26 protein-coding genes and 1 pseudogene are annotated in these 24290 nt (G+C 62.9%); 16 read left to right on the top strand and 11 right to left on the bottom strand.

Annotated features, from left to right (window positions below):
* Positions 1-20 precede the first annotated feature (20 nt).
* Positions 21-818: an aldolase gene (locus tag AC1D2O_RS29185; RefSeq protein WP_478158321.1), complete on the top strand. Its 798-nt coding sequence runs from the start codon at positions 21-23 to the stop codon at positions 816-818.
* Here the strand turns inward: AC1D2O_RS29185 and AC1D2O_RS29180 are convergent.
* Positions 815-961, bottom strand: coding sequence for a hypothetical protein (locus AC1D2O_RS29180; protein WP_478158320.1), 147 nt, complete (start codon positions 959-961; stop codon positions 815-817). The two genes, AC1D2O_RS29185 and AC1D2O_RS29180, sit on opposite strands and share 4 nt — an antisense overlap.
* Here AC1D2O_RS29180 and AC1D2O_RS29175 point away from each other — a divergent pair.
* The 5 genes from AC1D2O_RS29175 (at position 960) to AC1D2O_RS29155 (ending at position 6360) form a co-directional block, all read left to right on the top strand.
* Positions 960-1979: an amino acid ABC transporter substrate-binding protein gene (locus AC1D2O_RS29175; RefSeq protein WP_477650365.1), complete on the top strand. Its 1020-nt coding sequence runs from the start codon at positions 960-962 to the stop codon at positions 1977-1979. The genes AC1D2O_RS29180 and AC1D2O_RS29175 overlap by 2 nt on opposite strands.
* Positions 1980-2009: 30 nt before the next feature.
* Positions 2010-3233, top strand: coding sequence for an amino acid ABC transporter permease (locus tag AC1D2O_RS29170; RefSeq protein WP_478158319.1), 1224 nt, complete (start codon positions 2010-2012; stop codon positions 3231-3233).
* 2 nt (positions 3234-3235) lie between these two features.
* Complete coding sequence (locus AC1D2O_RS29165; RefSeq protein WP_477650363.1) at positions 3236-4327, top strand: amino acid ABC transporter permease; 1092 nt, start codon at positions 3236-3238, stop codon at positions 4325-4327.
* Between the two features lie 19 nt (positions 4328-4346).
* Entirely contained in the window at positions 4347-5087 is a 741-nt protein-coding gene (locus AC1D2O_RS29160; protein ID WP_478158318.1) for an amino acid ABC transporter ATP-binding protein, read from the top strand.
* 67 nt (positions 5088-5154) lie between these two features.
* Positions 5155-6360 (top strand): trans-sulfuration enzyme family protein, encoded by a 1206-nt coding sequence (locus tag AC1D2O_RS29155; protein ID WP_478158317.1) that lies wholly within the window; start codon positions 5155-5157, stop codon positions 6358-6360.
* Positions 6361-6449: 89 nt separating this feature from the next.
* Here the strand turns inward: AC1D2O_RS29155 and AC1D2O_RS29150 are convergent, their stop codons facing one another.
* The 5 genes from AC1D2O_RS29150 to AC1D2O_RS29130 all read right to left on the bottom strand — a co-directional run bounded on the left by AC1D2O_RS29150 (position 6450) and on the right by AC1D2O_RS29130 (position 10006).
* Positions 6450-7337 (bottom strand): LysR family transcriptional regulator, encoded by an 888-nt coding sequence (locus tag AC1D2O_RS29150; RefSeq protein WP_478158348.1) that lies wholly within the window; start codon positions 7335-7337, stop codon positions 6450-6452.
* Between the two features lie 61 nt (positions 7338-7398).
* Positions 7399-8520 carry a trans-sulfuration enzyme family protein gene (locus AC1D2O_RS29145; protein ID WP_477649873.1) on the bottom strand — a complete coding sequence of 374 codons (1122 nt, stop codon included), beginning with the start codon at positions 8518-8520 and terminating at the stop codon, positions 7399-7401.
* Between the two features lie 98 nt (positions 8521-8618).
* Positions 8619-8939 (bottom strand): quaternary ammonium compound efflux SMR transporter SugE, encoded by a 321-nt coding sequence (gene sugE / locus AC1D2O_RS29140; protein WP_477649874.1) that lies wholly within the window; start codon positions 8937-8939, stop codon positions 8619-8621.
* A 71-nt stretch (positions 8940-9010) separates the two neighbouring features.
* A complete protein-coding gene (locus AC1D2O_RS29135) occupies positions 9011-9355 on the bottom strand; it encodes an antibiotic biosynthesis monooxygenase family protein (protein WP_477649875.1) in 345 nt (114 codons plus the stop codon).
* 18 nt (positions 9356-9373) lie between these two features.
* A complete protein-coding gene (locus AC1D2O_RS29130) occupies positions 9374-10006 on the bottom strand; it encodes an FMN-binding negative transcriptional regulator (protein ID WP_477649876.1) in 633 nt (210 codons plus the stop codon).
* A gap of 81 nt (positions 10007-10087) precedes the next feature.
* Between AC1D2O_RS29130 and pdxR the strand changes: the two genes are divergently transcribed.
* Positions 10088-11593, top strand: coding sequence for a MocR-like pyridoxine biosynthesis transcription factor PdxR (pdxR, locus tag AC1D2O_RS29125; protein ID WP_478158316.1), 1506 nt, complete (start codon positions 10088-10090; stop codon positions 11591-11593).
* On the opposite strand, the gene AC1D2O_RS29120 is transcribed toward pdxR, so the two are convergent.
* A complete protein-coding gene (locus AC1D2O_RS29120; RefSeq protein ID WP_477649887.1) occupies positions 11590-11868 on the bottom strand; it encodes a helix-turn-helix domain-containing protein in 279 nt (92 codons plus the stop codon). The genes pdxR and AC1D2O_RS29120 overlap by 4 nt on opposite strands.
* Positions 11869-12050: 182 nt before the next feature.
* Here AC1D2O_RS29120 and AC1D2O_RS29115 point away from each other — a divergent pair, with 182 nt between their 5' ends.
* The 8 genes from AC1D2O_RS29115 to AC1D2O_RS29080 all read left to right on the top strand — a co-directional run bounded on the left by AC1D2O_RS29115 (position 12051) and on the right by AC1D2O_RS29080 (position 20356).
* Positions 12051-13529 carry an aldehyde dehydrogenase gene (locus tag AC1D2O_RS29115; RefSeq protein ID WP_478158315.1) on the top strand — a complete coding sequence of 493 codons (1479 nt, stop codon included), beginning with the start codon at positions 12051-12053 and terminating at the stop codon, positions 13527-13529.
* Between the two features lie 38 nt (positions 13530-13567).
* On the top strand, positions 13568-15031 hold the full coding sequence (locus AC1D2O_RS29110; protein ID WP_477649879.1) for an FAD-dependent oxidoreductase: 1464 nt from the start codon (positions 13568-13570) through the stop codon (positions 15029-15031).
* A gap of 50 nt (positions 15032-15081) precedes the next feature.
* Positions 15082-16281 carry an ABC transporter substrate-binding protein gene (locus AC1D2O_RS29105; RefSeq protein ID WP_477649880.1) on the top strand — a complete coding sequence of 400 codons (1200 nt, stop codon included), beginning with the start codon at positions 15082-15084 and terminating at the stop codon, positions 16279-16281.
* Between the two features lie 7 nt (positions 16282-16288).
* Entirely contained in the window at positions 16289-17146 is an 858-nt protein-coding gene (locus tag AC1D2O_RS29100) for a branched-chain amino acid ABC transporter permease (protein ID WP_477649881.1), read from the top strand.
* Positions 17139-18101: a branched-chain amino acid ABC transporter permease gene (locus AC1D2O_RS29095; protein WP_477649882.1), complete on the top strand. Its 963-nt coding sequence runs from the start codon at positions 17139-17141 to the stop codon at positions 18099-18101. Before AC1D2O_RS29100 ends, AC1D2O_RS29095 begins: the two co-directional genes overlap by 8 nt.
* Entirely contained in the window at positions 18098-18856 is a 759-nt protein-coding gene (locus AC1D2O_RS29090) for an ABC transporter ATP-binding protein (RefSeq protein ID WP_478158314.1), read from the top strand. The genes AC1D2O_RS29095 and AC1D2O_RS29090 overlap by 4 nt, the downstream gene beginning before the upstream one ends.
* Positions 18853-19569, top strand: coding sequence for an ABC transporter ATP-binding protein (locus AC1D2O_RS29085; protein WP_477649884.1), 717 nt, complete (start codon positions 18853-18855; stop codon positions 19567-19569). The genes AC1D2O_RS29090 and AC1D2O_RS29085 overlap by 4 nt, the downstream gene beginning before the upstream one ends.
* Before the next feature lie 73 nt (positions 19570-19642).
* Positions 19643-20356 (top strand): IclR family transcriptional regulator, encoded by a 714-nt coding sequence (locus AC1D2O_RS29080; RefSeq protein WP_477649885.1) that lies wholly within the window; start codon positions 19643-19645, stop codon positions 20354-20356.
* Positions 20357-20423: 67 nt separating this feature from the next.
* Here the strand turns inward: AC1D2O_RS29080 and AC1D2O_RS29075 are convergent, their stop codons facing one another.
* Both AC1D2O_RS29075 and AC1D2O_RS29070 read right to left on the bottom strand, forming a co-directional pair.
* A complete protein-coding gene (locus AC1D2O_RS29075; protein WP_477649888.1) occupies positions 20424-21104 on the bottom strand; it encodes a phenylacetaldoxime dehydratase family protein in 681 nt (226 codons plus the stop codon).
* 130 nt (positions 21105-21234) lie between these two features.
* Complete coding sequence (locus tag AC1D2O_RS29070; protein ID WP_478158313.1) at positions 21235-21546, bottom strand: hypothetical protein; 312 nt, start codon at positions 21544-21546, stop codon at positions 21235-21237.
* 221 nt (positions 21547-21767) lie between these two features.
* Between AC1D2O_RS29070 and AC1D2O_RS29065 the strand changes: the two genes are divergently transcribed.
* A complete protein-coding gene (locus AC1D2O_RS29065) occupies positions 21768-22946 on the top strand; it encodes a PLP-dependent transferase (RefSeq protein WP_478158312.1) in 1179 nt (392 codons plus the stop codon).
* A 42-nt stretch (positions 22947-22988) separates the two neighbouring features.
* Here AC1D2O_RS29065 and AC1D2O_RS29060 read toward each other — a convergent pair whose 3' ends face one another.
* On the bottom strand, positions 22989-23756 hold the full coding sequence (locus AC1D2O_RS29060; RefSeq protein ID WP_477650575.1) for an alpha/beta fold hydrolase: 768 nt from the start codon (positions 23754-23756) through the stop codon (positions 22989-22991).
* Between the two features lie 363 nt (positions 23757-24119).
* Positions 24120-24290, bottom strand: a pseudogene (locus AC1D2O_RS29055) (adenylate kinase); the annotation flags it as partial.

Below are 24290 nucleotides of genomic sequence, written 5' to 3'. Positions count from 1 at the left end.
AAGTCACGGAGACAAACCACATGGCTGAAGACTTGCGGTCCAAGGACTACTTCGACGATCGTGCAACCAGGGACATGGCCAAGCAACTGGTGTCACCTCGCCGGACCATGAAGGAGACCTTGGCCTGTGCTTGCCGGATTCTCGCCATGACCGGGCAGGAGGCGGGTCTCGCCGGCCAGATCAGCGCGCGGTCCGACCGCGGAGGCGCGTACTGGACGCTCCGGTTCGGCCTCGGCTTCGACGAAGCCACGCCGGACGACTTCATCGAAGTCGATGGCGACCTGAACACGCTGACGGGCAGCGGCATGCCGAACCCCGCGACGCGGTTCCACCTGTGGGTGTACGAGGCGCGGCCCGACGTTCAGTCGATCGTCCATACGCATTCGCCCTGGGCCTCCGCGCTCGCTGCAGCCAAGCAGCCACTGGTCATCGCCCAGATGGACATGACCCCCCTGCATGACGATTGCGCGTTCCTCGGGGAGTGGCCGGGGGTGCCCATTGCGGATGACGAAGGGGTCATCATCTCGCGGGCGCTCGGATCGAAACGAGCCATTGTCTTGGCACACCACGGCTACCTGACGGCGGGAAAGACGACCCAGGAAGCCACCTACCTGTCGGTATATCTCGAGCGTGCCGCGCGGATGCAGATCCGGGCCCAAGCCGCCTTCGGCCCGTTGACGCCGGTGGACGACGCCTTGGCGCGCGAGGCGCACGACTATCTGCTGAAGCCGTCGATCGTGAACAGCACCTTCGACTATTGGTGCCGGCAGACCGAAGCTGGCTTGGCGCCGCTGCTCGCCAACCGGCCGCGCCCCTAGAGCACTCGCCCGAACCCCCGCCTTCCGGCGTTGAATTCGATGGACATGCATCTGGCATGTTCGTCCCAGACCCGTTCGCCCGCCCGCTTCTCCACGTTCAGCGTCTTCGCTGAAAACTCCCAGTCCACAAGGAAGATCGCCATGAAACTTGTCCGCCTCGCGGCCGCCGCCCTGATGGGCCTTTGTCTCTCAGGTATGAGCCATGCCGGCCAAACTTTCGACACGGTGAAGAAGCGCGGCTTCGTGCAGTGCGGTGTCTCGACGAATCTCCCTGGATTCGCATTCACCGACAGCAAGGGAGAGTGGCAGGGCATCGACGTGGACACCTGCCGCGCCATTGCAGCCGCGATGTTCGGAAATGCGGCCAAGTTCAAGGTGATCCCGCTCACCACACAAGCACGCTTCACCGCGCTGCAGTCCGGCGAAGTCGACGTGCTGACGCGCAACACCACCCAGACGATGTCGCGCGACACCACCCTGGGCCTCATCGGCGTTGGCGTGAACTTCTATGACAGCCAGGGCATCATGGTGACCAAGGATGCCAACGTCAGCAGCGCGAAGAATCTCGCCGGCGCAACCATCTGCGTCCTGCCCGGAACCACGACCGAACTGAATCTCACCGACTGGTTCCGCGGTCTCAAGCAAAGCTTCAAGCCGGTGCTGCTGGACACCGTCGACGAAATCAAGCGCACGTTCGCGGCGGGCCGCTGCGATGGCATCACGATGGACAAGTCGCAGCTGGCGCTGGCGCGTATCGCCTTTGGAAACACAGACAAGTATGTGATCCTGCCGGAGCCGCTGTCCAAGGAGCCTCTCGGACCGATGGTCCGCCAAGGCGACGAAGCCTGGTTCAACGTTGTGCGCTGGTCCCTCAATGCGCTTCTGGAGGCGGAGGAATACAACCTGACGTCCAAGAACGTCGATGAGATCGCGAAGGGCAGCATCCCGCCCAACATCCAGCGGATCCTCGGTACCTCTCCTGGCATGGGCAAGGGACTCGGGCTTGACGACAAGTGGGCATACAACATCATCAAGCAGGTCGGCAACTACGGTGAGATGTTCGACCGCAGCCTGGGCGCTGGGAGTCCGATGAAGCTCGATCGCGGCCTGAATGCCTTGTACACGAAGGGCGGCTTGATGTATGGGTGGCCCATTCGATAGCTCAAAGCCCATGCGGCAGATGCGTCGCGCATGTGGTGCGCGCACCGCCGCGATCGCGCCAAACCCGCACCCTACATTCCCATGAGCTCACCTCGACGCGCTTCGCTCAAGTTCAGCTGGAACAATCCGGAGTTCAGGGCGCTTGCCTATCAGTTCGTCGTCGTGGGCCTGGCTGCCCTCGTGGCGTACTACCTTGTCTCCAACACCTTGCACAACCTCGCGACGCGCAACATCGCGACCGGTTTTGCATTCCTGGAAAGGGAAGCGGGATTCGCCATCGGCGAGTCCCTGATCGAGTATTCGCCTTCGGACACCTACGCCCGCGCCATTCTCGTGGGGCTCGCCAACACCCTGCGGGTCTCCGCCGTCGCATTGGTGTTGGCCACGATGCTCGGCGTCGTTGTCGGGATCGCCCGGCTGTCGAGCAACTGGCTCATCGTGCGGCTGGCAGGTGCCTATGTCGAACTGATCCGCAATGTGCCGCTTCTGCTGCAGCTCCTGATCTGGTATGCCGTCATCGGTGAACTGCTGCCGGGTCCAAAGGCGGCTTTTCATCCGCTTCCGGGCATCTACCTGTCGAACCGCGGCATGCTGATGCCATCGGTGGATGGACCGGCCATCGCGGGAATGCTCTGGGGATTGGTGCTCGCCGCAGTCGCCATCGTGGCGGTAGCCCGCTGGCAGCGAGCCAGCCGGCGCCGGACCGGCGCCCCTACGAGACTCTGGCCTTTCGCCCTGATGCACTTGCTGCTCATGCCAATGGTCGGCTGGCTGGTCGGAGGGCGCGAATTCGAGCTCAGCATACCCCATCGGAGCGGATTCAACTTCGAAGGGGGCTGGGCGCTCTCGCCCGAACTGTTCGCCTTGCTGGTCGGTCTCGTCACCTACACAGCCGGGTTCATTGCAGAGATCGTCCGTGCCGGCGTCCAATCGGTGAGCAATGGTCAATGGGAGGCGGCACAGACGCTCGGACTGCCACGGTCGCGCGTGCTTCGGCTCGTCATCCTGCCCCAGGCGCTCCGCGTGATCGTTCCCCCCACGACGAGCCAGTACCTGAATTTGGTCAAGAACAGCTCGCTCGCCGTCGCGATCGGCTACCCCGACCTGGTTTCCGTCGTCAACACCGTCCTCAACCAGACCGGCCAGGCGATCGAGGGCGTCCTGATCATCATGGCGGCCTTCATGACCGTGAGTCTGACCGTCTCGCTGTTGATGAACTGGTACAACAAGCGCATCGCGCTGGTGGAAAGATAAGCATGAGCACCACCACCCACACGGACCGGCCCGTCCAGTTCGCGCCGTCCAGAGTCCGGGCCAAGCTCGTGACCAGGCTGCGCCAAAGCCTTTTCCAGTCCCCGGCGAGTGCGGTCTTGACCATCCTGACGATCTGGCTCGTCCTGATGCTGGCACCCCCCTTGGTGCAGTGGCTGTTGGTCAAGGCGAGCTTCCGGGCCCCTGACGCACAGGCCTGCAGGGAGGCGGGCGGGGCGTGCTGGGCTTTCATTCGGGAGAAGTATCGGTTGATTCTCTTCGGTACTTACCCGCACGCCGAGCAATGGCGGCCATTGCTCGCGACGGCGCTGCTCGTCGCGTCGATCGTCTGGACGGCCACACGCCGGTTGGCCGGACTCCAGATTGTCGGGCTGTGGGTGTTCACGATCCTGGCGGTGGCGACGTTGATGTGGGGCGGCTTCCTCGGCCTAGAGTTCGTCGAGAACACGCGCTGGGGCGGCTTGCCTCTGACACTGATACTGTCAACATTCGGAGTCGCGTTTGCCTTTCCCATCGGCATCCTGCTCGCCCTGGGACGCCGCTCCCGGATGCCGGCTATCAAGGCAATGTGCGTCGCATACATCGAGCTGATACGCGGCGTGCCTTTGATCAGCCTTCTGTTCATGTCGTCGGTGATGCTGCCCCTGTTCTTGCCGGAGGGATTCAGCATCGACAAGCTGTTGAGGGCACAGCTGGCGATCATCTTCTTTGCGGCGGCCTACATTGCGGAAATTGTCCGCGGCGGACTCCAGGCCATTCCCAAGGGCCAATACGAGGGCGCCGAGTCCATCGGACTGAGTTACTGGCAGCAGACGCGAAAGATCGTCCTACCCCAGGCCCTCAAGGTAGTGATTCCGCCGCTGGTGAGCACCTTCATCGCACTGTTCAAGGACACATCGCTTGTCGTCATCATCGGAATCTTCGACCTGACGCAAGCAGCGAAGGCGGCTCTTGCGGATCCCGCATGGACAGGTTTCGGCGTGGAGGCCTACCTTTTCATCGGCCTGATCTATTTCGTCTTCTGCTATTCCATATCGAGGTACAGCCGATCGCTCGAACGGAATCTGAAGCGCTAGAGCGCAATGGGAGCATCAAATGAGCGAAGTCATCGTCAGTCTGCAGAAGGTCAACAAATGGTATGGGGACTTTCATGTCCTGCAGGATATCGACCTGAACGTGCACAAAGGAGAGCGCATCGTGATTTGCGGACCGTCCGGGTCGGGCAAGTCCACGATGATCCGCTGCATCAACCGGCTCGAGGAGCATCAGTCGGGGCTCATCACGGTGGACGGCGTTGAACTGATCCACGACCTGAAGCGCATCGAGGCCATCAGGAAGGAAGTCGGCATGGTGTTTCAGCACTTCAACCTGTTTCCTCACCTCACCGTTCTGGAGAACCTCACGCTGGGACCGACCTGGGTTCTGAAGAAACCGCTCGCCGAAGCGCAGGCGATCGCAATGGAGTACCTGGAGCGGGTTCGCATCCCCGACCAGGCGCACAAATACCCAGGCCAATTGTCCGGGGGACAGCAGCAGCGCGTTGCGATCGCGAGGTCGCTGTGCATGTCGCCCAAGGTCATGCTGTTCGACGAGCCCACTTCGGCGCTCGACCCCGAAATGGTCAAGGAAGTGCTCGACGTGATGGTGAGCCTGGCCCAGGAGACGAAGATGACCATGCTCTGCGTGACGCACGAGATGGGCTTCGCCCGCAAGGTGGCGGACCGGGTGATCTTCATGGACCGAGGGGAGATCGTCGAAGAGAACGTTCCAGAGCTTTTCTTCGGCAACCCGCAGACAGATCGTGCCCGCCAATTCCTGAACCAGATCGTCCACTAGGCGCTGCCGCTGCCGCCGGGACGCTGGCTTGTTTATATCGACAGGTTCAACAATGAAAGAGTCAAGCATGAAAGAGATTTCGCAAGGCCTGGGATTTCAGACTCGCGCGCTGCATCATGGCCACGACAGATCTGATCCCTATGGAGCCGTTTCTCCGCCGATCTACATGACCTCCACCTTCGCCTTCGACAACATGGCGGAGGCGGCAGCAGTGTTCTCTGGAGAAAGCGACCGGTACGTCTACGGCCGGCAGCACAACCCGACGCAGCATCTCCTGGAGGCGAGGCTCGCAGAGCTCGAAGGTGCCGAAGCAGCACTGGCCACCGGCTCGGGCATGGGTGCTATCTGCTCCACCTTGCTAACGCTCCTCTCCGCCGGAGACGAGTTGATCGTGCATCACACGATGTACTCGACGGCGACTTCATTGGTCGACGAGGGCCTACCGCGCTTCGGGGTGAAGGTCACGAAGGTCGACCTCACCAGGCCCGAGAAGTTGAAAGAAGCATTGTCTGATCGCGCGCGGCTCGTGTACTTCGAAACGCCCGTGAACCCGACGGCTCAGCTGTTGAACATTCGTGAGCTTGCAAAAGTGGCGCACAGCCGTCCGGGCGTTCGGGTGCTTGTCGATTCGACGTTCGGCTCGCCCGCGCTGCAGCGGCCGATCGAGCACGGGGCCGACCTTGTGGTGCACTCCATGACGAAGTACATCAACGGGCACGGCGATCTRCTCGCGGGGGTCGTGCTCGGAGATCTGCCCACGATCAAGCGGATCAGGTCGGAGGGCCTCAAGTACATGACCGGCGCGACGCTCTCGCCCATGCTGTGCTTCCTGGTCATGCGAGGGCTGAAGACGTTGACGCTGCGGATGCGGCAGCACAGTGAGAGCGCGCTGAAGGTCGCCCGCATGCTGGAATCCCACCCGGCGGTGAAGCTCGTGCGCTATGCCTACCTCGAGGGCAGCCCCGATCATCGACTCGGCCTCTCGCAGATGAGTGCCGGTGGTGGGATGTTGTCCTTTGAGCTGCACGCCGGGGTCGATGGTGCAATTGCGATGATCGACCGGTTGAAGCTCATATCGCGGGCCATCAGCTTGGGCGACACGGAAACCCTGATCACCCATCCCGGCACCCTGATCCTGGCGCGCCARAAGGTCGAGCCTGCCGCGCATCTCAGCGCCGGCGTGACGATGGACCTTATCCGGTTGTCTGTCGGGCTGGAAGATGTGGATGACATCCTCGCTGACCTTCGGCAGGCACTTGACTCGTTGCAGTAGCGAGAGCGGCGGCATCCCAAAGGCGAACGTTGCGGCGCTGGAGAGACTGATTCTGAATCGGCTCACACCGGTTCTCGGAACTGAAAGGATCAGGTCGAGCGTTGCAGTTGTTCGGCGACCTGCAAGACGCAAACGAGCAGATCGGAGGTCAACGGTGCCATTGCCTTGCCCGTGCTCGAGATGGCAACCACTCGGCGGCGCAAAGCGGGGCGCTCGATGGAAACTTTGCGAAGCCCGTAGTCGGCAAGCAGCCTGTCGGGAATGCGCGACGGCAAGATGCAATGGCCGACCCCGGAAGAAACGAGCTTGAGCATGGCGTCTATGGTTTCTGCTTCGGCAACATGGGTGGCCTGCAGCCCAGCGCTATGGATCATCCGCCTCAGAGCGTAGTGCGCGGGAAAGCCGACCAAGCGCAGGCTGAGAGTCGACAGGTCCTGGGGCGATTCCAGGGGACTGTTGTCGAGGACGACCAACGCCATTTCGTCCTCGAACAGCGGCTTCGATGCCAAGGTTCCGCAATCCACCGCGGAGTCGTAGACGAAACCCAGATCTGCCTTGCCGTTTTCGACCAGAGCGACGACCTCGGGCGAACTGCGGCTCAGCAGCGAAAGATTCACATCTGGGTGCGTGCTGACGAAGAGCGAGAAGACTTCAGCGACAAAGTAGTAGCTGAGCGTATGGACCGTCGCCAGGCGGACCGTGCCGTGCGTAACCCCTTGCCGGCGCACGCTGTCGACAGCGCGATCGATCTCTCTGAAGGCCGGCGCCAAGGCGCTGTGGAGTTTCGTGCCGGCTTCGGTCAACTCGACGCCGCGACCCGTCCGGACAAACAGTGGCTGGCCCAGGTTCGATTCGAGTGCGCCCAATTGCTTGCTCAATCCGGACTGTGTCTGGTCGAGCTTGTCGGCAGCCTTGGAGAGTGAGCCCAGTTCCGCGATGCATAGGAAATACCGCAGCGGGCGGTCAAGTGTTTCGATCGCCATGGTATTTCTTGGTTGGTCGCTCTGTACGTGGTCGAAGTACGTGCGAAATTGGCTGTTATGGTGCAGCGGAACGTATTGCCGAGTCGAGGTCGCTCCAGAGATCGTCCGCATCCTCGATGCCGGCACTGAGTCGCAGAAGCGAAGGTGGAAGGTGGCCCTGTCCGGGGATCGCAGCTCTTCTTTCCATCGTTGATTCCACGGCACCGAGACTTGTCGCATGGCGGATCAGCCTGACATTTTTGCAGACACTATCAGCAAAACCAGCCCCTCCACACATGTCGAACGAGATGATCGTTCCGAAGCCCTTGAGCACACGTTTGGCAATGGCATGCGTCGAATGCGAGGGCAAGCCTGGATACCGGACACGAGCGATCAACGGGTGCGCCTCGAGCCGTTCCGAAAGCAGCATGGCAGTTTGCTGGGCCCGTTGAAGTCGAAGCGCGAGGGTTCTCGCGCCGCGGACGGCAAGAAAGGCTTCGAGCGCTCCCGGTGTCGCGCCAGTCAGTTCGCGGGACTTCCTGAGGGTGCGCCACAGTGCATCGTCCCTTGTCGTGGCGAGACCCGCCAGCAGGTCGGAATGGCCGCCAATGAACTTGGTTGCCGATTGCAGAGACACCGTGGCACCGAAGTCGAGCGGCTTCTGATTCAAGGGCGTGGCGAAGGTGTTGTCCACTGCCACTATGGCTCCTGGCTTGCGTGGTGCAGTGCAAATAGCTTCCAAATCCGCCACGGTCAGCAGGGGGTTCGAGGGCGATTCAAGCCAGATCAGGTCAGCGGCGGCGCAAGCACGAATCCAACCTGCTGTATCGTCCACCGCCACCCGCTGCATGGACCATCGCCCTCTTTCAACGCCGGCTTCGGCAAGGCCTGCAACACCTTGATAGCAATCATCTGGCAGCACGATATTGGCACCAGCCGCAAGTTGATCGAACACCGAGGCAATGGCGGCCATGCCGGAGGCGAACGCTACGGCCTTGCCTGACTCAAGCCCTCCGACGACTTCTTCGAGTGCTTCCCAGGTTGGCGTACCGTCATCACGCGAGTACTCGCGCCCCCTGCCGATGATGAAGTTCGATGCTGGGATAAGCGGCACGTTCAACGGAGCGCCCGGCTCAGAGGCACGGCCTGCCGTGACGAGCCACGATTCCGGTTTGATTGCAGAAGTGTACATTTCCATTCTCAGTACCTCCAAAAAGACTGTGGTGCGTGCGGTGCACGGCGTTGATGATGCAGGCACGCGGTGTACTCGGCAGCTCGCACTTGCAGCCGAGCAGACTACGCCGAGCTTGTCAGTTTGAGGCCGACGATACCGGCAACGATGAGCCCCAGACTGACCAACCGACCGGGTGCTGCGGATTCCCCGAACAGGACAATGCCTAGGATTGCTGTGCCGACTGCCCCGACTCCGACCCAGACGGCGTACGAGGTGCCAACGGGTAGGGATTTCATCGCGATCCCTAGCAACACGACGCTGATGACCATGGACGTAATCGTGAAGATGCTTGGCCACAACTTGGTGAATCCATCTGTGTACTTTAGGCCGATGGCCCAGCCCACTTCAAGAAGACCGGCGATAAGCAGAAGCATCCAGGCCATATGATTCTCCACTCCGCGATCCAGACGCCGCATCCGATCGACTCCGTCGCTGTTCACAAAGCCGCCAAGATTCAGCGGACACAAGGTACTGATCGCGTTTCGCCAGCGAGCGGGTGCTGAATGCCGCCATCGCCATAGGAGCGGACGATCTGTGCGATGACCACCTGATAGCCGTTGAGCCAGAGCGCTTGCCGCTGCTTTGCGGCGATGTGCGCTGGGTGCCCTATGAGTTCCTGAAGCGCATCCATCGTTTCCCAGTAGTACACGGTTGAGATGAGCCCCGTCGCGGGGTTCTCCCAATTCTCTTCGCCGAGATAGCCGGTGATGGATCTTGCAATCTGGGCAATGACTTCGTCCAAGGCATGGAACTCGTCGTCGAGCTGGCGCTTTGCGAAAGTGAAGGTTGACGTGTACATGAGCTTGTGCTGGCCTCGTCAGTTCGTTCCGCCGGCCCTGCGCATCGATTCGGCCAGTTCCTTGCTTCCGCGCGTCTCCAGCGTTTCCGCAGCGTTGAGACGGTCGCGCGCTTCCCTGTTTTGGCTGAGCTTGGCCTTGCCCACGAGCGAGGTGATGGCGATCTCGATGCCCACGATGTTGCGCACCATGCTGTCGATGTACTCGGGCGCGGAGTCACCCATCTTCCAGGGCTTTGGTTCGGCCGCCTCGTGGCGCCGCGTCAGGCGCGCGATGATGCCGCGCGCAAAGCGCTCGTCGTCGTGCACGGTGAGCACGCCGTGCGCGTGTACCACCTCGTAGTTCCAGGTGGGCACTTGGCGGTGCGCCTCGTGCTTGGATGGGTACCAGCTGGGCGAGATGTAGGCTTGGGCGCCGCCGAAGATGACCATCACTGGAGTTGCGGTGGGGCAGCGCTGCCACAGCGGATTGGCGCGAGCGAGATGCGCCGAGAGCAATCCGTGCGCTCCCACGTCAGGATCGAACTCGAACGGGAGGTGATCGGCGTCCAGGCCCGTGGCCCCATGCGTGACGAGTGCACCCAGCGGATGCTCGCGGATGATGCGGGTCAATTCCTCGGGTCTCGCTTCGGCGAAGTGCGTGGGGATGTACATCGGGGGAGGGGGAATGCTGTGGCAACTGGTACTGTCGTGCGGAACCGGCACAATGGGAAGGACCAGTTTTAATCCTTTTGCATGGACCAGTTTCGTAAGCCGCCGAGCCTGAGTTCCGGTGCCAGCAGCCCCGGACGCCACGTCTACGACCTGCTGCGTTTCCAGATTGCGGACGGGACGCTTGCCGCGGGCGCGCAGGTGCCGTCCACGCGTGCCTTGGCCGCCGATCTGGGAGTGTCGCGCACCACCGTCACCGCCGCCTATGAGCAGCTCGCGGCCGAGGGCTTTCTTGTCACGTCGCCCGGGCGCGTTGCCCGCGTCGCGAGTCCGATGGCTGCACGCGCACGGTCCGACACCAAGCTGAAGCGGCGAACCGGGACTGCGCCGACGCTCTCGGCCTTTGGCCGTCGCGTGGCGGCAATCGACATGCCCGGGCTTGCTCCTGCGGAACCTTGCCGCATCGACTTCCTGTACGGCGCTGTCGCTTCTCGCGATTTTCCCGCGCTGGCCTGGCGGCGGGCCTACCAGGCCGAACTGCTGCGCCATCAACGCAGGCTCTACTACGCCGCGCCCGAAGGCGACGCGTTGCTGCGAGGCTCGCTGCAGGGATACCTGAGGCGCGCACGGGGCCTGGCCTGCGATGCCGAACAGATCCTCGTGGTGCACGGCTCACAGCAGGCCATCGACCTGTGCGCGCGGCTTCTGCTCAATCCTGGCGACACCTTCGCTTTCGAGGAGCCCGGCTACCTGATGGCGCGTCGGTGTTTCGAGGTTACGGGCGCGGAGGCCCTGGCGATACCGGTGGACGCCCAAGGCTTGGACACGGCGAGGCTGCCAAAAGACGAACACGTACGCTTGGCCTACGTGACGCCATCGCACCAGTTTCCGCTGGGAGGTGTGCTGCCCATCGGCCGGCGCCTGGAACTGCTTCGTTGGGCGCGAACGCACCGCGCCTGGGTGATCGAGGATGACTACGACGGCGAGTTTCGCTACGGTCAGCGCCCGATCGACGCACTGCAGTCGATCGATTCCGACGGCCGCGTGATCTACATCGGCACCTTCTCCAAGGCGTTGTCGCCGCAGCTTCGACTGGGCTATCTGGTGCTTCCTGCTGAACTGGTACCGGTGTTCCGGCAGGCAAAGCGGCTGGCCGACCGCCATGCCCCCGTGCTGGAGCAGCGAGTGTTGGCGTCGTTGATCGACAGCGGCACCTACGAGCGCCACGTGCGGCGCACGCGTCGCGAACACGAACGCCGGCGGGCGGCCTTGCTCGATGCCATTGCGCGCCACCTACCTGCCAGCGCCACGGTCGCCGGCACGGCGGCCGGACTGCATATGGTGCTCTGGCTACCGTTCCTGGGGCCGCACGACGAGCCGGCGCTGGTGGCTGCCGTGCGCTGCAAGGGTGTCGGTGTCTACATGGTGTCGCCGCTGTTCGCCAGACCGCCATCGCACGCTCAACCTCGGCCGGCTGGACTGATCCTGGGATATGCCAGCCTGTCGGTCGAGGAGATCGATCAGGGGATGCGTGTGTTGGCTGCGGTGATCGCCGAGCGGGGTGCGAAGCCGGGAAGTGACGGTCGCTAGGACAAATCGGTCGAGCGTCGAAGCTCCCGGTACAGCGTCACGCGGCTGATGCCCAGCCGGCGCGCGGCCTCGTCCTTGTCGCCTGCAGTCTCTGCGAGGGTCTTTCGTATGCAGGCATCGCGCTCGCGGTGGAGGTGTGCCCTGCAGCGTGGTCGTTGGTGTCGTTCCGTCCCGGCCGGCAATGGCCTGCGGGCGCTTTGCGGCGGGCTGATCTGGCAGCCCGGCTTCGCCCGAGAGCAGAAAGCGCAGCAGCGCGGCTTCCAGCTGCCGCACATTGCCGAGTTGCGCCCAGCGTGAACCAAGCGCTTCCTTCGAGAACAGGACCATCAATGACAACGCCTAGCTAGGTTAAGCGCAGCCACGGTTGTCACCGTTTGGCGTTCTGCTGAACAGAATGCTTGATGTTATTTTAGAATTACCATAGACTTTCAGGCATCGACACACGAGAGACATGCGCATGAAGCGATATCAGCTGTTCATTAACAATGAATGGATCGATCCGGCCTCCGGTGCCTGGTTCGAATCGACCGAGCCCTACTCTGGCAAACCATGGGCCGAGGTTCCGAGGGGCGGGGTGGCAGATGTCGACCTCGCGGTGCGCGCCGCGCATGACGCGTTTGAAGCACCTGCTTGGCGCGATCTGACAGCAACGCAGCGCGGAGCCTTGCTGCGCAAGCTTGCTGACCTGGTGAGCCATAACATCAATGTTCTGGCAGAAACCGAGCAGCGCGACAACGGCAAGCTCATCGCCGAGGTCAGCGGGCAAGTCCATAACGTTGCGCAGTGGTTTCACTACTACGCGGGCCTGGCAGACAAGGTTCAGGGCGCAGTGGTGCCGATCAACAAGACCGGCGTCTTCAACTACGTCAAGTACGAACCCCTGGGTGTGGTCGCGGCGATCACACCCTGGAACTCTCCGCTCGCCCTGACGGTATGGAAGATCGCCCCGGCGCTTGCAGCGGGCAACACCATGGTGATCAAGCCTTCGGAGTACACGTCGAGCTCGTTGTTGGAGCTGGCTGCCTTGGTGAAGTTGGCGGGCTTCCCGCCGGGCGTCTTCAACGTCATCACCGGCTTTGGCGCTGAAGTCGGGGAGCCGCTCGTGAGCCACCCCCTGGTGGCCAAGGTGGCCTTCACTGGCGGCGACGCCGCCGGCCAGAAGATCAACGAGATTGCCGCCAGGGACTTCAAGAAAGTCACGCTGGAACTCGGAGGCAAGTCCGCCAACATCGTGTTTGACGACGCGGACCTGGACCAGGCCGTGATGGGCGCGGTGGCTGGCATCTTCGGTGCGGCCGGGCAGACCTGCATGGCCGGCTCGCGGCTTCTGGTACAGCGCGGCATTCACGACCGCTTCGTTGCGATGCTCATCGACGTGGCAAGCAATGCCATCGTGGGCGATCCGGCAAAGATGGAAACCCAGGTCGGCCCCATCGCTACAAAAGCCCAGTTCCACAAAATCCTGGACTACATCGAGATCGCCAAGGACGGCGGCGCCAAGTGCGTGCTCGGCGGCCATGCGCTCACCGGCGAAGGCTACGGGCAAGGCCAGTTCGTGGCGCCCACCATCTTCACCGGCGTCACCAATGATATGCGCATTTCCCAGGAAGAAGTCTTCGGGCCCGTGCTCTCGGTGATTCCTTTCGACGACGAGGCTGATGCGCTGCGCGTCGCCAACGACACCCAGTTCGGTCTCGCAGCCGGCGTATGGACGCGGAGCCTGCATCGCGCGTTCCACATGTCGGACCGGTTGAAGGCCGGCACGGTGTGGGTCAACAATTACCGCGCCACCAGTTTCACCACGCCCTTCGGAGGCTACAAGCGCAGCGGCATCGGGCGCGAGGGCGGCGTCGACGCGATCAAGGAATACCTGCAAAGCAAGAGCGTCTGGATCACCACGCAACCGTCGCGCACCAACGCGTTCGTGCTCGGCTGACCCTCAACCCGGCGCCTGCGCGCCACACCGGAGACAACATGAATTCGAAGACGGAAACCGACCTGCTGATCGTCGGCTGCGGCGTCGCGGGCCTCTCGGCCGCGGTCACTGCCCTGGAAGCGGGCCTCAAGGTCGTCAACCTCGAGCGCGCGGAGGAAGAGCACTTCGGCGGCAACTCGCGCTGGACCGAAGCCTACATGCGCATGAAGAACGACTCGGAAGTCTCGGACGACTTCGAAGAGCATTTCGCTCACAACGCTGGCTGGAACATCGATCCCAACGTGCTCAACGCATTGACGGACGACGCGGCGCTTCAGCCGGCATTAGCAAAAGCGCATTCGCTGCCCGATCCGGAAGTGATCTCGACCTTCGCGCAGTCGGTGCCATCGACGCTGGCGTGGCTGAAGGAACTGGGGATGAAGTTCGGCCCCCAGCCAATCTATCTGTTGACCCAGAACACCACGCGCATCGCGGCAATGGGCGGAGGATTGGCGCTGATAGAAACCCTGCGCGCGAAGGCACTCGCGCTGGGTGGCGAGATTCGATATCGGACCACTGCGATCGACCTGGTGCGCGGGGAGGAGGGCGCAGTGAATGGCGTCGTCGCGATCCGTCCCGACGGCGTGCGCGAGGTGCTGCGCGCCAAGAGGGTGCTGCTCGCCAGCGGCGGCTTCCAGGGCAACCCCGAGATGATGACCCGCTACGTAGGACTTCGCAGCAAGCACATCCGCCCTGTGGCCCTCGGCGGCTACTACAACAAGGGCGAAGGCATTCAAATGGCGCTGGATGCCGGCGCGGCGCCCGCCGGCGAGTACGGTTCGTACCATGCGGAGCCGGTGGACCCACGCTCGAAGCTGGCCGAAGCGGTGGTCTTCATCTATCCCTACGGTATCCTGATCGACAAGAACGGACACCGTTTCACCGACGAGGCCCCTGGCACGGTGGATGCCCACTACGACAACATCTCACGCTGCATTGCCGATCAGCCCGACGGCATCAGCTACGTGATCTTCGACGCGAAGGTCGAAGACATCCCGCGCTGGCGAACCAGCATCCGCTCTGATCAGCCGTCCATCAGCGCGCCCACGCTGGAGGCATTGGCCGCCCAGATCGGCGTGCCCGCGGACAGCCTCGAGCGCACCGTGCACGGGTTCAATGCGGCCTGTCCGAAAGACCAGGGCGACTTCGATCCGCTGCACGTCGACCACCGCGGCACCACCGGTCTGGCGGTGCGCAAGAGCCACTGGTCGCGGCCGATCGACAAAGGTCCGTTCCAAGCCTACCCGATCATTTCGACCAACTGCTTCACCTTCGGTGGCCTCAAGGTCAACAGCGACGCGCAGGTGCTCGACCAGGATGGCCGGGTCATCGCGGGGCTGTATGCCGCAGGCGAAACCATGGGCATCTATCACCAGGTCTACACAGGCTCGACCTCGGTGCTGCGTGGCCTGGTCTTCGGCCGCCGCGCGGGCCAGCATGCCGCGGCCGCGCAGCCGGCCTGAGCTGCGCAACGGCGCGCGCACCCACTTGCAAAAACCAACGGAGACAAAACATGGACCGTCGTTCCTTTCTCACCGTCGCGGGCAGCGCAGCGACCGGCTCTTTGATGCTGCCGCGCTTCGCCATCGCACAGGCCAGGCCTTTCAGCTACTACAGCGTCAACGCCTTCTCAGGCAACTTCGCAACCAGCGGCAAGTACAGCGATCTTGGCGTGCGCGCGGCTGTCACAGCCTTCGGCAACGGCCTGGGCCGGCCCATCGATTACCGCAAGATCGACAGCGAAGGGAACCCCGCCATCGCGGTGCGCAAGGTGCAGCAGGCCATCGACCAGGACAAGGCGCGACACTTCGGCAGCGCTGCGCTGTCGAACGAGGCCCTCGCCATCATGAAGGAGATCGACAAGAACAGGGGCGTCTACATCACCTATGTCGGTGCCGACGAAGTCACCGGCAAGGACTGCAATCGCTCCACTTTCCGCTGGGGTCTGCCGACCTACGGCGCGGTCAACACGGTGATGCGGCCCCTGATACAGCAGAACCCAAAGTGGAAGAAGGTCTACACCATCACCGGCCAATACGTGTTCGGCGAGGCGCTGCTGCGCAACGCGAAGGGGGTGATGCAGGAAACGAAGCTGGAACACGTGGGCAACAGCTACCACTCGCTGGCCGAAAAGGAGTTCTCGGGCTACCTCGGCAACGCCATGGGGTCTGGCGCCGACGTGCTGGTGGTATTGAACTTCGGCGCCAACACGCTCGACCTGCTGCGCCAGGCCGCGACCTTCGGCCTCAAGCAGCGCATGGCCGTGGTGGTCGTGTGGTTTTCGGGACTCGACACCTTCCAGGCTCTCGGCGCCGACGTGACCGACGGCATGTACTTCGGGTTGCAGTACTGGCATACGCTGGACACCCCCGCGAACAGGGATTTCGTGCGGGTCTACAAGGGTGAATTCAAGGAGAATCCGCGTTTCTACTCGGCCGCCGACTACCAGGTTGCCACGCTGATGTTCGACGCCGCCAAGCGCGCCGGCACCGACGAGCCCGCCGCGATCGTGAAGGCGCTGGAAGGCCACAGCTACCAGGGCCTCACCGGCGACGAGCAGATCCGCCCCTTCGATCACCAGGTGTCCAAGAACTACCTGCTGGTGCGGGGCAAGAAGAAAGCGGCGATGAAAGACGCGGACGACTACGCCGACATCCTGTCCGCATCGCGCGCGCTGGTTCCCCAGGCCGAGTCCGATTGCAAGCTGGTGTGAGCGGGCCATGAACATCTACCTGTTCCAGGCGCTCAATGGGCTCGGAGTCGGCATGGTCTACTTCCTGCTGTCCGTGGGCCTGAGCATCATTTTCGGGCTGCTCGGCTTCGTGAACTTTGCGCATGGTGCACTGTTCCTGATCGGGGCGTACACCGCGATGTTCGTCACCGCCCAGACCGACAGCTTCCTGCTCGGCCTTGCGGCGTCGTTCGCCGCTGTGGCCGTCATCGGAGTGGTGGCGGAGCGCTCGCTCCTGCGGCGAACCTATCGCATGCCGCACGAGTCGCAGATCCTCATCACGGTCGGCCTGACATTCATCCTGACCGAAGGCGTGGTGATGATCTTCGGGCCCGAGTCGCAGCAGGTGCCCATGCCCGACATGCTCGCCGGCGTGTTCATGCTCGGTGCTTACCCGGTCCCGGTCTACCGCATCTTCATCTTCGGGGTCTGTGCAGTGGTTGGGCTGGGGCTGTGGTTTCTCTTCGAGCGCACGCTGTTCGGTGCTCGAGTTCGCGCGGGCAACGAATCGTCCGAGATGCTCAACCTGCTCGGCATCAGGGTCAGCAGGGTCTATGCCTTGACCTTCGCATTGGGAACAGGGTTGGCCGGACTGGCGGGAGGGCTCGCCGCACCTCTGCGCGGCGCCGATCCCTCGATGGGTGCGGAGGCGATCGTGATCGCTTTCGTCGTCGTTGTCCTTGGCGGCATCGGCAGCTTCAGCGGGCCCTTGGTGGGCGGACTGATCATCGGCGTCACGCAAAGCATGATGAGCGCGATCTGGCCCGAGGGCGCACGCCTGACCATCTTTATTGTCATGGCGGCCATCCTTCTCGTCATGCCCAAAGGGTTGTTCGGCCGTGCTTGAAAAGATCAAACAATCTTCCGGCCTGTTTTGCCTGGCGCTGGCTGCCTTTGCGCTCGTCATGCCCCTGGTGATGGGCTCGACGGCCACGGCCGGCGTGGTGCTGGTGTTCGCGATTGCGGCGGCCGCCTGCAACCTGTTGCTGGGCTACGCTGGCCTGTTGAGCTTCGCGCAGGGCAGCTTCTTCGGCGTGGGCTCCTATGCCATCGGCATGGTGCTGAAGGCGGCACCGGACGCGGGCATGGCCGCGTTGCTCGTGTGCATCGTGGCCGGCATGATCGTGGCCCTGGCCATCGGCGTACTGAGCATTCGCCAGCGCGGCATCTATTTCGTGATGATCACGCTTGCAATGGCGCAGCTCGCATACTTTGCCGCGCTGTCGTTCCCCCAGCTCACCGGTGGCGAGAACGGATTGCTAGACATTCCGCGCCCCGCCACGGGCCTCGAGGACATCGTCGGCGAAGGCGCTGGCCAGTATGCGTTGATCTCTGTGGTTTTCGTGCTTGCAATCTCATTTTTGCGCCTCGTGGTGCGCTCGCCATTCGGCCGCGCACTCGATGCGGTGCGCGAGAACGAGGTGCGCGCGCAGACCGCCGGCTACGACGTTCAGAAGCTCAAGCTGCTGGCTTTCTGCCTCTCCGGGGGCATCACCGCGCTGGCGGGCGCGCTCTATGCTCTGCAGCTGCGCTCGGCCCCGCTTTCCAACATTGACCTGATGACGTCCGAGACTATCCTCATCATGGCGATCCTCGGCGGACGCCGGTCGCTTCTTGGCGCAGCCTTCGGCGCGCTCGCCATGACCTTGATGGCCGAGCAGTTGTCTCAGTGGTGGCCGCGCTGGCAGATGATCGTCGGCTTTGTGCTGATTGCCGTGGTGCTGCTCGCGCCCCGCGGGCTCGGCGGTGTCTGGGTGCATTGGCGGGCTCGACGAAGCGCGCGCGTGGGAGATCACGCATGACCGCGGGCAACCCCTTCCTCAGCGCACGCGGGCTTGGACTCGACTACGGCCGCTTCACGGCGGTCGGAAAGATCGACCTTGAGCTGGGCACGACCGGCCTGCACTCGCTGATCGGCCCGAACGGCGCGGGCAAGACCTCGTTCTTCAACATCGTGAGCGGCCGCCTGCCGGCCAGCCGCGGCAGCTTGATCTTCGAGGGGCGGGACATCACGCGCTCCGGAGCGCATCGGCGAGCCCGGCTCGGCATGGCGCGGAGTTTCCAGGTGACGAGCCTGTTCGTTGAGAGCAGCGTGCTGCAAAACCTGCAGATGGCGGCGATGGGCGTCGAGCCGTCGAGATCCTTCAGATTCTGGAGAAACTGGACGCGCGAGACGCAAAGGCTCGACGTTGCCATGGATGTGCTGCGCGAGCTGGAACTGACGCGCCATGCTGCGACACCGGTCGCCGCACTCGCGCACGGCGTGCAGCGCGTGGTGGAGATCGGAATGTGCCTTGCCGCTCGACCGCGCCTGCTGTTGCTGGACGAGCCGTTGGCCGGACTCGGCCTTGCCGACGTGCCCCGCATTTCCGAACTGCTGCAGCGACTCAAGGCCCGCTATTCGGTGCTGCTGGTCGAGCACAACATGCGCGTGGTCATGGGGATCAGCGATCGCATCACCGTCATGTTCCAGGGCAACGTCATCGCTGAAGGTGCCCCGGCGGCAATCCGCGAGGACGCTCAGGTGCGACGGGTCTATCTGGGGAGCCAGTCATGAGCGAAGCCATCCTTGTGCTGGAGGATGTGCATGCTTCCTACGGCAAGAGCCATGTGCTGCATGGCGTGTCGATGCAGGTGAATGCGGGCGAGATCGTGAGCGTGCTCGGGCGCAACGGCATGGGCAAGACGACGACGATGCGCACGATCGTCGGGCTGCTGCGTGCGCATGCCGGCTCGGTGCGCTTCGAAGGCTTCGACCTCGTCGGCATGGCGGTCGACGACATCGCGCGCCGCGGCATCTCGCTGGTGCCCGCACACCGTGGCATCTTCACCTTGCTGTCGGTGCAGGAGAACCTGCAGATCGCACAGAGAAAGCACGCGGCATGGACGTTGGAGCGCGTCTACGACGAGTTTCCGCGTCTGCGCGAGCGTCGCCGCAATCTCGGGGGTGCGCTCTCCGGCGGCGAGCAGCAGATGCTCGCCATCGCGCGGGCGCTCGTGCAGGGCCCCGGGCTGCTGCTGCTCGACGAACCGACGGAAGGCCTCGCGCCCGTGATCGTGGACGAGCTCACGGAACTCATTCGCGGCGTCGGCGCATCGGGCATCTCGATCGTGCTTGTGGAGCAGAGCTTTGCAGTCTGCCGCGCGCTTGCCCGGCGGCACTACATTCTCGAGGAAGGCGTTGTTGTCTACGAAGGCCGCACCGACGATCTCGATGCCGATGCCACGGTGCTCGAAAGGTTCCTGGGCCTGGACGTCGACGCGCATTGAGAGTGTTCAAGGCGCGCGTGGTGTCCGGGAGGGTCGCGCTAAACTCGGTCGATCTTCTTCTGGGTGGCATTCGATGGCTGATGATTCCGGGGTGAGCGCGGTGGAACGAGCGTTGAGCCTGCTCGACGCCTTCAACGAATTGGACTATGCGTTGACGCTCGCCGATCTTGCGCGCCGCACGGGGCTCTACAAGAGCACGATCCTGCGGTTGGCCGAGTCGCTGCAGCGCATGGGCTATCTCAAGCGCCTGGCCGACGGCTCATTTCAGTTGGGTGCCGCGCCACTGCGGCTCGGCGCGATCTACCAGCGGCAGTGCCGTACCTCGGAACACGTCCCCGAGGTACTGCGCGAAGTGGTCGAGGCCACTTACGAGTGCGCATCGTTCTATATCCGGGACGGTGAGCACGCGGTGTGTCTCCATCGGGTCGACTCGGCCCGCATGATCCGGGATGCCATCCGCGAAGGGGACCGCTTGCCAATCGACAAGGGCGCCGCCCCGCAGGTGCTTCTGGCTTTCGGTGAGAAAAAGACCGGAAAGAAATATGACCGCGTCCGTGCCGAAATGTTTTGTGCCTCGTTCGGCGAGTACGACGCGGAGATCGCGGCCTTGTCGGTGCCTGTGCTGAGCGTGAATCGACAGTTGGTCGGCGCGTTGACAATTTCCGGGCCGCGCTATCGCTTCGAGAACATCGATCAGGGGCCGATGCTTCAGGCGCTTTTCGCCGGGGCGCGGAAGCTGACCGACCTCTTTGGTGGTGACGCCAAGTGGTTCGATGCGGTCTCGTAGCGCCGCAGGGGCCGCGCGTCTACCCGCGGGGTGTCGGACAGTACAAGGAAAATGGCCCCGTCGAATTTCAAATGGGTTGCCCAACGTGAAGGGACTGCTCAGCCCACACGCTCGCCATCGAACCATCGAACCATCGCAGCAGACCGGTCTCCGGACCGCAATGGATGTACTCGAAGAGCTGATCGCCGGCAGGGAGTACATAGACTTCATGCCAGGTGCGCAACTGGTTGTCCTTGCCGTAGCGCTGGTAGCGAGAAATCGCGGCATTGAAGATGGCCGCGTGCGTCGCGTGGTTTTCCGCCCACGCCTCCATGTGCCGCAGCGATAGAAAATGTCCCAGCGCATGGTCCTCGGGCAACGGTTGTCCCCACGCGTCGAACTTGCGCTGCATCCGCAGTGAGGCACAGCCCGTTGGCAACGGTGATTTGCGCAGATATGCCATGCCGTCTTGCAGCGGCTGCTGAAGATTTTTCTTGTAGTCGGCMAGTTGCTCTTCGTCCATGCGCCCCCACGTATTGGCGGATCGGATCACGGCGAGATTGTGAGGTGGTGTGATCCGCCAGCGTTCGCCGTACCCGGCACGCCCGCACTGCGCGACCAGCATGGCGCCTTCCGGTGCATCCAGAGGATCGTGCGCAGCCAGGGGAATTCGGTCGTGCATCGCTCCGTAGTAGCCACAGTAGGGAGTAGGGTAGATCGCAACTGCCTCGCTTGATGTCAACCCTGCCGGGTAGTCCTGCCAGTAGATGCTCTCCTGGCGCTACCGCGGCACACGAAGAATCTCGCGCCACGCGCCCGTCTGGTCGTGCAGGCGCTCTTTCGAGGCCCACCACGATTGCAGTACGTCGTCGGAGCGCCAACGTTCAAACTGGCCCTCGTCAACCAGCGGCGATGACTTGGTTGCGCAATCCCTGCATATCGGTGAAGCGGGCGTGATCGAAGCTCGTCGGACCGGCGGCATGCGACAGTGCATCCGGCGCCCATCGGAAGAACGCACTTCGCTCAAGCTCTGCGTCATCCACTCCCTGCACCGCCAGGAACGCCACGCGCATCTGCATGCAGTCAGGCGGCAGCTGGAATGACCAGCGCTGCACTTGGGGAACGAAGCCCTCACGCTTGCACAGGGGAAACCTGCGCTCTGGCGGACCATAGGCTTCTGCTGGCGCGTTCTGGATAAGCTTTGATGTCATGTCTTTTTCGTCGATGCCGACAAGGAGCGGCTCATTTGCTGCACAGCGGAATTCTGGCGGCGTTTGCAGTATGCAGATCGTGGCGGGACATACGCAATGTAAAGCTGGGCAATGGAGCGTGCATAGGCGCAACCCTGTGTGCGTTTTTGCCGGGGCGGGGCATGGGTGGCTGCCTTGTGTTCCGATACATTGAAGCACCTGAATGCAGAAGACTTCTCGCCATGCCTCAAGACATCAGCACCAAATTGATCCACAACGACTACATCCCGCCTGCCGGCTACCACGCGGTTCCTCCGGGCGTATTCAAGGGGTCTACAGTCTTGTTTCCGAACGCGGCAACGGTGCGCGAACGTTCCAAGGCATTCGGCCACCGTGACGGGTACAGTTACGGCCTCTATGGCACGCCTACAACGTACACCGTGGAACAGCGTCTGTGTACGCTCGAAGGCGGTYGACACTGCCTGCTATGCCCGAGCGGGCAGGCAGCCATTGCCGCGGTCAACCTCGGCCTGCTGTCCAGCGGTGACGAGGTGCTTCTGCCCACCAACGTCTATGGGCCCTCGCTGCGCCATGCGCGAATGACGCTCTCGCAACTGGGCATCACCCATCAGTGCTACGACCCCATGGACGTCGCTGACCTGCAGGCCAAGCTGAGCGTTCGCAGCAGGCTCGTTTGGGTCGAGGCGCCAGGATCGATCACCATGGAATTTCCGGACCTTCGCACCTTGGTGGCAACGGCCAAGAACGCGGGCGCGTTGGTCGCGCTCGACAACACCTGGGGTGCAGGCATCGCTTTCGCCCCCTTCGAGATGGGAGTGGACATCAGTGTCCACGCCCTGACAAAGTACCCTTCAGGCGGCGCCGATGTCTTGATGGGCTCGATCATCACGAACGACGGCAGCTTGCATGACAAGCTCCGCATCGCCTATCTGGATCTGGGAATGGGCGTTGGTGCCAACGATGCAGAACTGGTGCTGCGGGGCTTGGCATCGATCAAGGCCCGCTACGACCTGCACGACGCCACGGCTCGAGCACTCGCCTCATGGTTGGCCAAGCAAGATGGAGTTCACCGGGTCCTGCACCCAGCGTTTGAATCATGCCTCGGGCACGAATACTGGGCGACGCACTGCAGCGCTGCCGCCGGTCTCTTCTCGGTGCTCATCGATGAGTCCCGTACCCCCGCACAAGTCGATGCCTTCTGCGACCGTCTTCATTTGTTCGGGATCGGGCTGTCCTGGGGCGGGCCCATGAGTCTGGTCATGCCCTACGACATGGGAAGCATTCGCAGCGGCAAGCAGGGCTATGCCGGGCATCTGTTGCGCTTTTCGATCGGCCTGGAGAGCGCTGACGATTTACGAGAGGATCTGGCCCAGGCCTTGGCCGGGGCGTTGGCTGCGTAGTCACGCAAGCGCAAACCGTAAGCATCCTCTCCTTGCCTGCATTTAGGCAGCCAGTCCTGCCCAGAAATCGGTAAGCAGGTTCGCGAAGGCATCGGGCTGCTCCGCTGCACTCAAATGTGCTGCGTCAAGAAGGCGCAGTTGCGCGCCTGGGATGTGCCGGGCAATTCCCTCCGACATCACCGGCGGCGTCGCCTCGTCACTGCTACCGGCGACCACCAGTGTGGGACACACGATGCTGCAGTTGCCATCGTCGAGGTCGATATCGGCCACGGCCCCGCACGCGGCAGCGTAGGACTCAGCTGAATTGGCTTCCAGAACGGCTCGTAATGCAGTCACGAGAGCCTGGTCGCGTCGATGGAATTCCGTCGTAAACCAGCGCTGAACGACACCCGCGGCAATCGACCGGACACCGTGAGTCAACACCATGGTGATACGGGCCTGCCACATGGCGCGTGCGGCATCGTCGTAGCTGCTGGCAGAGTTGGCAATCACCAAACTGCGTACCAGTCGCGGGTGTCGGGCGCCCAGCGACTGGGCCGTCATGCCGCCCATCGAAAGACCGACGAAATGCACTGGTCCCACCCCTTGGGTGCAGATCAACTCGGCCGCGTCGTCTGCCGCGTCCTCGATGGGGTACGTACCGGCGCTGGCCGGACTGCGACCATGGCCCCTGTGGTCGTATCGCAGCACGGTGTAGCGGTCTTCCAGCGCGATGGCTACGTCGTTCCACATGGTCAGGTCGCAACCCAGCGCATGGCTCAGCACCACCAGCGGGCCTTGCCCTTGTTGCACAAAATTCAACCGGGACATAGCGTTCGCGCAAATGGGCGATCAGTCCAGTGTGGCGCCAGATATTTCACCCGTTCAGCCTGCACTTTGAAGTCTTGTGCCAAAAAGTTTTTGTACTCCACAGGCGTGGAGCCAACAGGCCTTGCGCTTGGATCACAACCACCGCTGCTCGGAATTCCGCGGCCAAGGACGGCAGGCCAATCCAAGCAAAGACGAGCCGTGCCCCACGCCGCTCGCAGCAGACGATGCAAAGTGATGATGCCTTGCGGCGGACGCGTCAGGCGGTGCGCCGCTGTCGACCGTATCGCCAGACCCACGTGACGCTGGCCGACGTGGCTCGGCTATACAACTCGGGCGTGAGGTTCCGACAGAGCTGTTGCGTAATCAGTTGCTGAGCGCCGCCCGAACCAAGGACATGATCCGGTCGATCGTGTCGACGCCGCTGATCGCGCGGTATTTGGGCGCCGCGGCCGGGTCGGCCTTGGCCCAGTTCGAGTAGTAGTCGACCAGCGGACGCGTCTGCTGGCTGTAGACCTCGAGCCGCTTGCGCACGGT

The organism is Variovorax sp. P1_G12 (assembly GCF_056405555.1).
This window is presented reverse-complemented; position numbering and strand designations above follow the sequence as displayed.

Excerpts from the sequence above, each read along its gene's own strand:
- sugE (WP_477649874.1), bottom strand. The coding sequence starts at position 8,939 with ATGGCCTGGATGCTTCTGCTTATCGCCGGTCTTCTTGAAGTGGGCTGG.
- AC1D2O_RS29115 (WP_478158315.1), top strand. The coding sequence starts at position 12,051 with ATGAAGCGATATCAGCTGTTCATTAACAATGAATGGATCGATCCGGCC.
- AC1D2O_RS29175 (WP_477650365.1), top strand. The coding sequence starts at position 960 with ATGAAACTTGTCCGCCTCGCGGCCGCCGCCCTGATGGGCCTTTGTCTC.
- AC1D2O_RS29135 (WP_477649875.1), bottom strand. The coding sequence starts at position 9,355 with ATGTACACGTCAACCTTCACTTTCGCAAAGCGCCAGCTCGACGACGAG.
- AC1D2O_RS29085 (WP_477649884.1), top strand. The coding sequence starts at position 18,853 with ATGAGCGAAGCCATCCTTGTGCTGGAGGATGTGCATGCTTCCTACGGC.
- AC1D2O_RS29180 (WP_478158320.1), bottom strand. The coding sequence starts at position 961 with ATGGCGATCTTCCTTGTGGACTGGGAGTTTTCAGCGAAGACGCTGAAC.
- AC1D2O_RS29185 (WP_478158321.1), top strand. The coding sequence starts at position 21 with ATGGCTGAAGACTTGCGGTCCAAGGACTACTTCGACGATCGTGCAACC.
- AC1D2O_RS29105 (WP_477649880.1), top strand. The coding sequence starts at position 15,082 with ATGGACCGTCGTTCCTTTCTCACCGTCGCGGGCAGCGCAGCGACCGGC.
- AC1D2O_RS29145 (WP_477649873.1), bottom strand. The coding sequence starts at position 8,520 with ATGGAAATGTACACTTCTGCAATCAAACCGGAATCGTGGCTCGTCACG.
- AC1D2O_RS29130 (WP_477649876.1), bottom strand. The coding sequence starts at position 10,006 with ATGTACATCCCCACGCACTTCGCCGAAGCGAGACCCGAGGAATTGACC.
- AC1D2O_RS29100 (WP_477649881.1), top strand. The coding sequence starts at position 16,289 with ATGAACATCTACCTGTTCCAGGCGCTCAATGGGCTCGGAGTCGGCATG.
- AC1D2O_RS29170 (WP_478158319.1), top strand. The coding sequence starts at position 2,010 with ATGTGGTGCGCGCACCGCCGCGATCGCGCCAAACCCGCACCCTACATT.
- AC1D2O_RS29090 (WP_478158314.1), top strand. The coding sequence starts at position 18,098 with ATGACCGCGGGCAACCCCTTCCTCAGCGCACGCGGGCTTGGACTCGAC.
- AC1D2O_RS29060 (WP_477650575.1), bottom strand. The coding sequence starts at position 23,756 with ATGTCCCGGTTGAATTTTGTGCAACAAGGGCAAGGCCCGCTGGTGGTG.
- pdxR (WP_478158316.1), top strand. The coding sequence starts at position 10,088 with ATGGACCAGTTTCGTAAGCCGCCGAGCCTGAGTTCCGGTGCCAGCAGC.
- AC1D2O_RS29110 (WP_477649879.1), top strand. The coding sequence starts at position 13,568 with ATGAATTCGAAGACGGAAACCGACCTGCTGATCGTCGGCTGCGGCGTC.
- AC1D2O_RS29080 (WP_477649885.1), top strand. The coding sequence starts at position 19,643 with ATGGCTGATGATTCCGGGGTGAGCGCGGTGGAACGAGCGTTGAGCCTG.
- AC1D2O_RS29165 (WP_477650363.1), top strand. The coding sequence starts at position 3,236 with ATGAGCACCACCACCCACACGGACCGGCCCGTCCAGTTCGCGCCGTCC.
- AC1D2O_RS29070 (WP_478158313.1), bottom strand. The coding sequence starts at position 21,546 with ATGACATCAAAGCTTATCCAGAACGCGCCAGCAGAAGCCTATGGTCCG.
- AC1D2O_RS29120 (WP_477649887.1), bottom strand. The coding sequence starts at position 11,868 with ATGTGCGGCAGCTGGAAGCCGCGCTGCTGCGCTTTCTGCTCTCGGGCG.
- AC1D2O_RS29160 (WP_478158318.1), top strand. The coding sequence starts at position 4,347 with ATGAGCGAAGTCATCGTCAGTCTGCAGAAGGTCAACAAATGGTATGGG.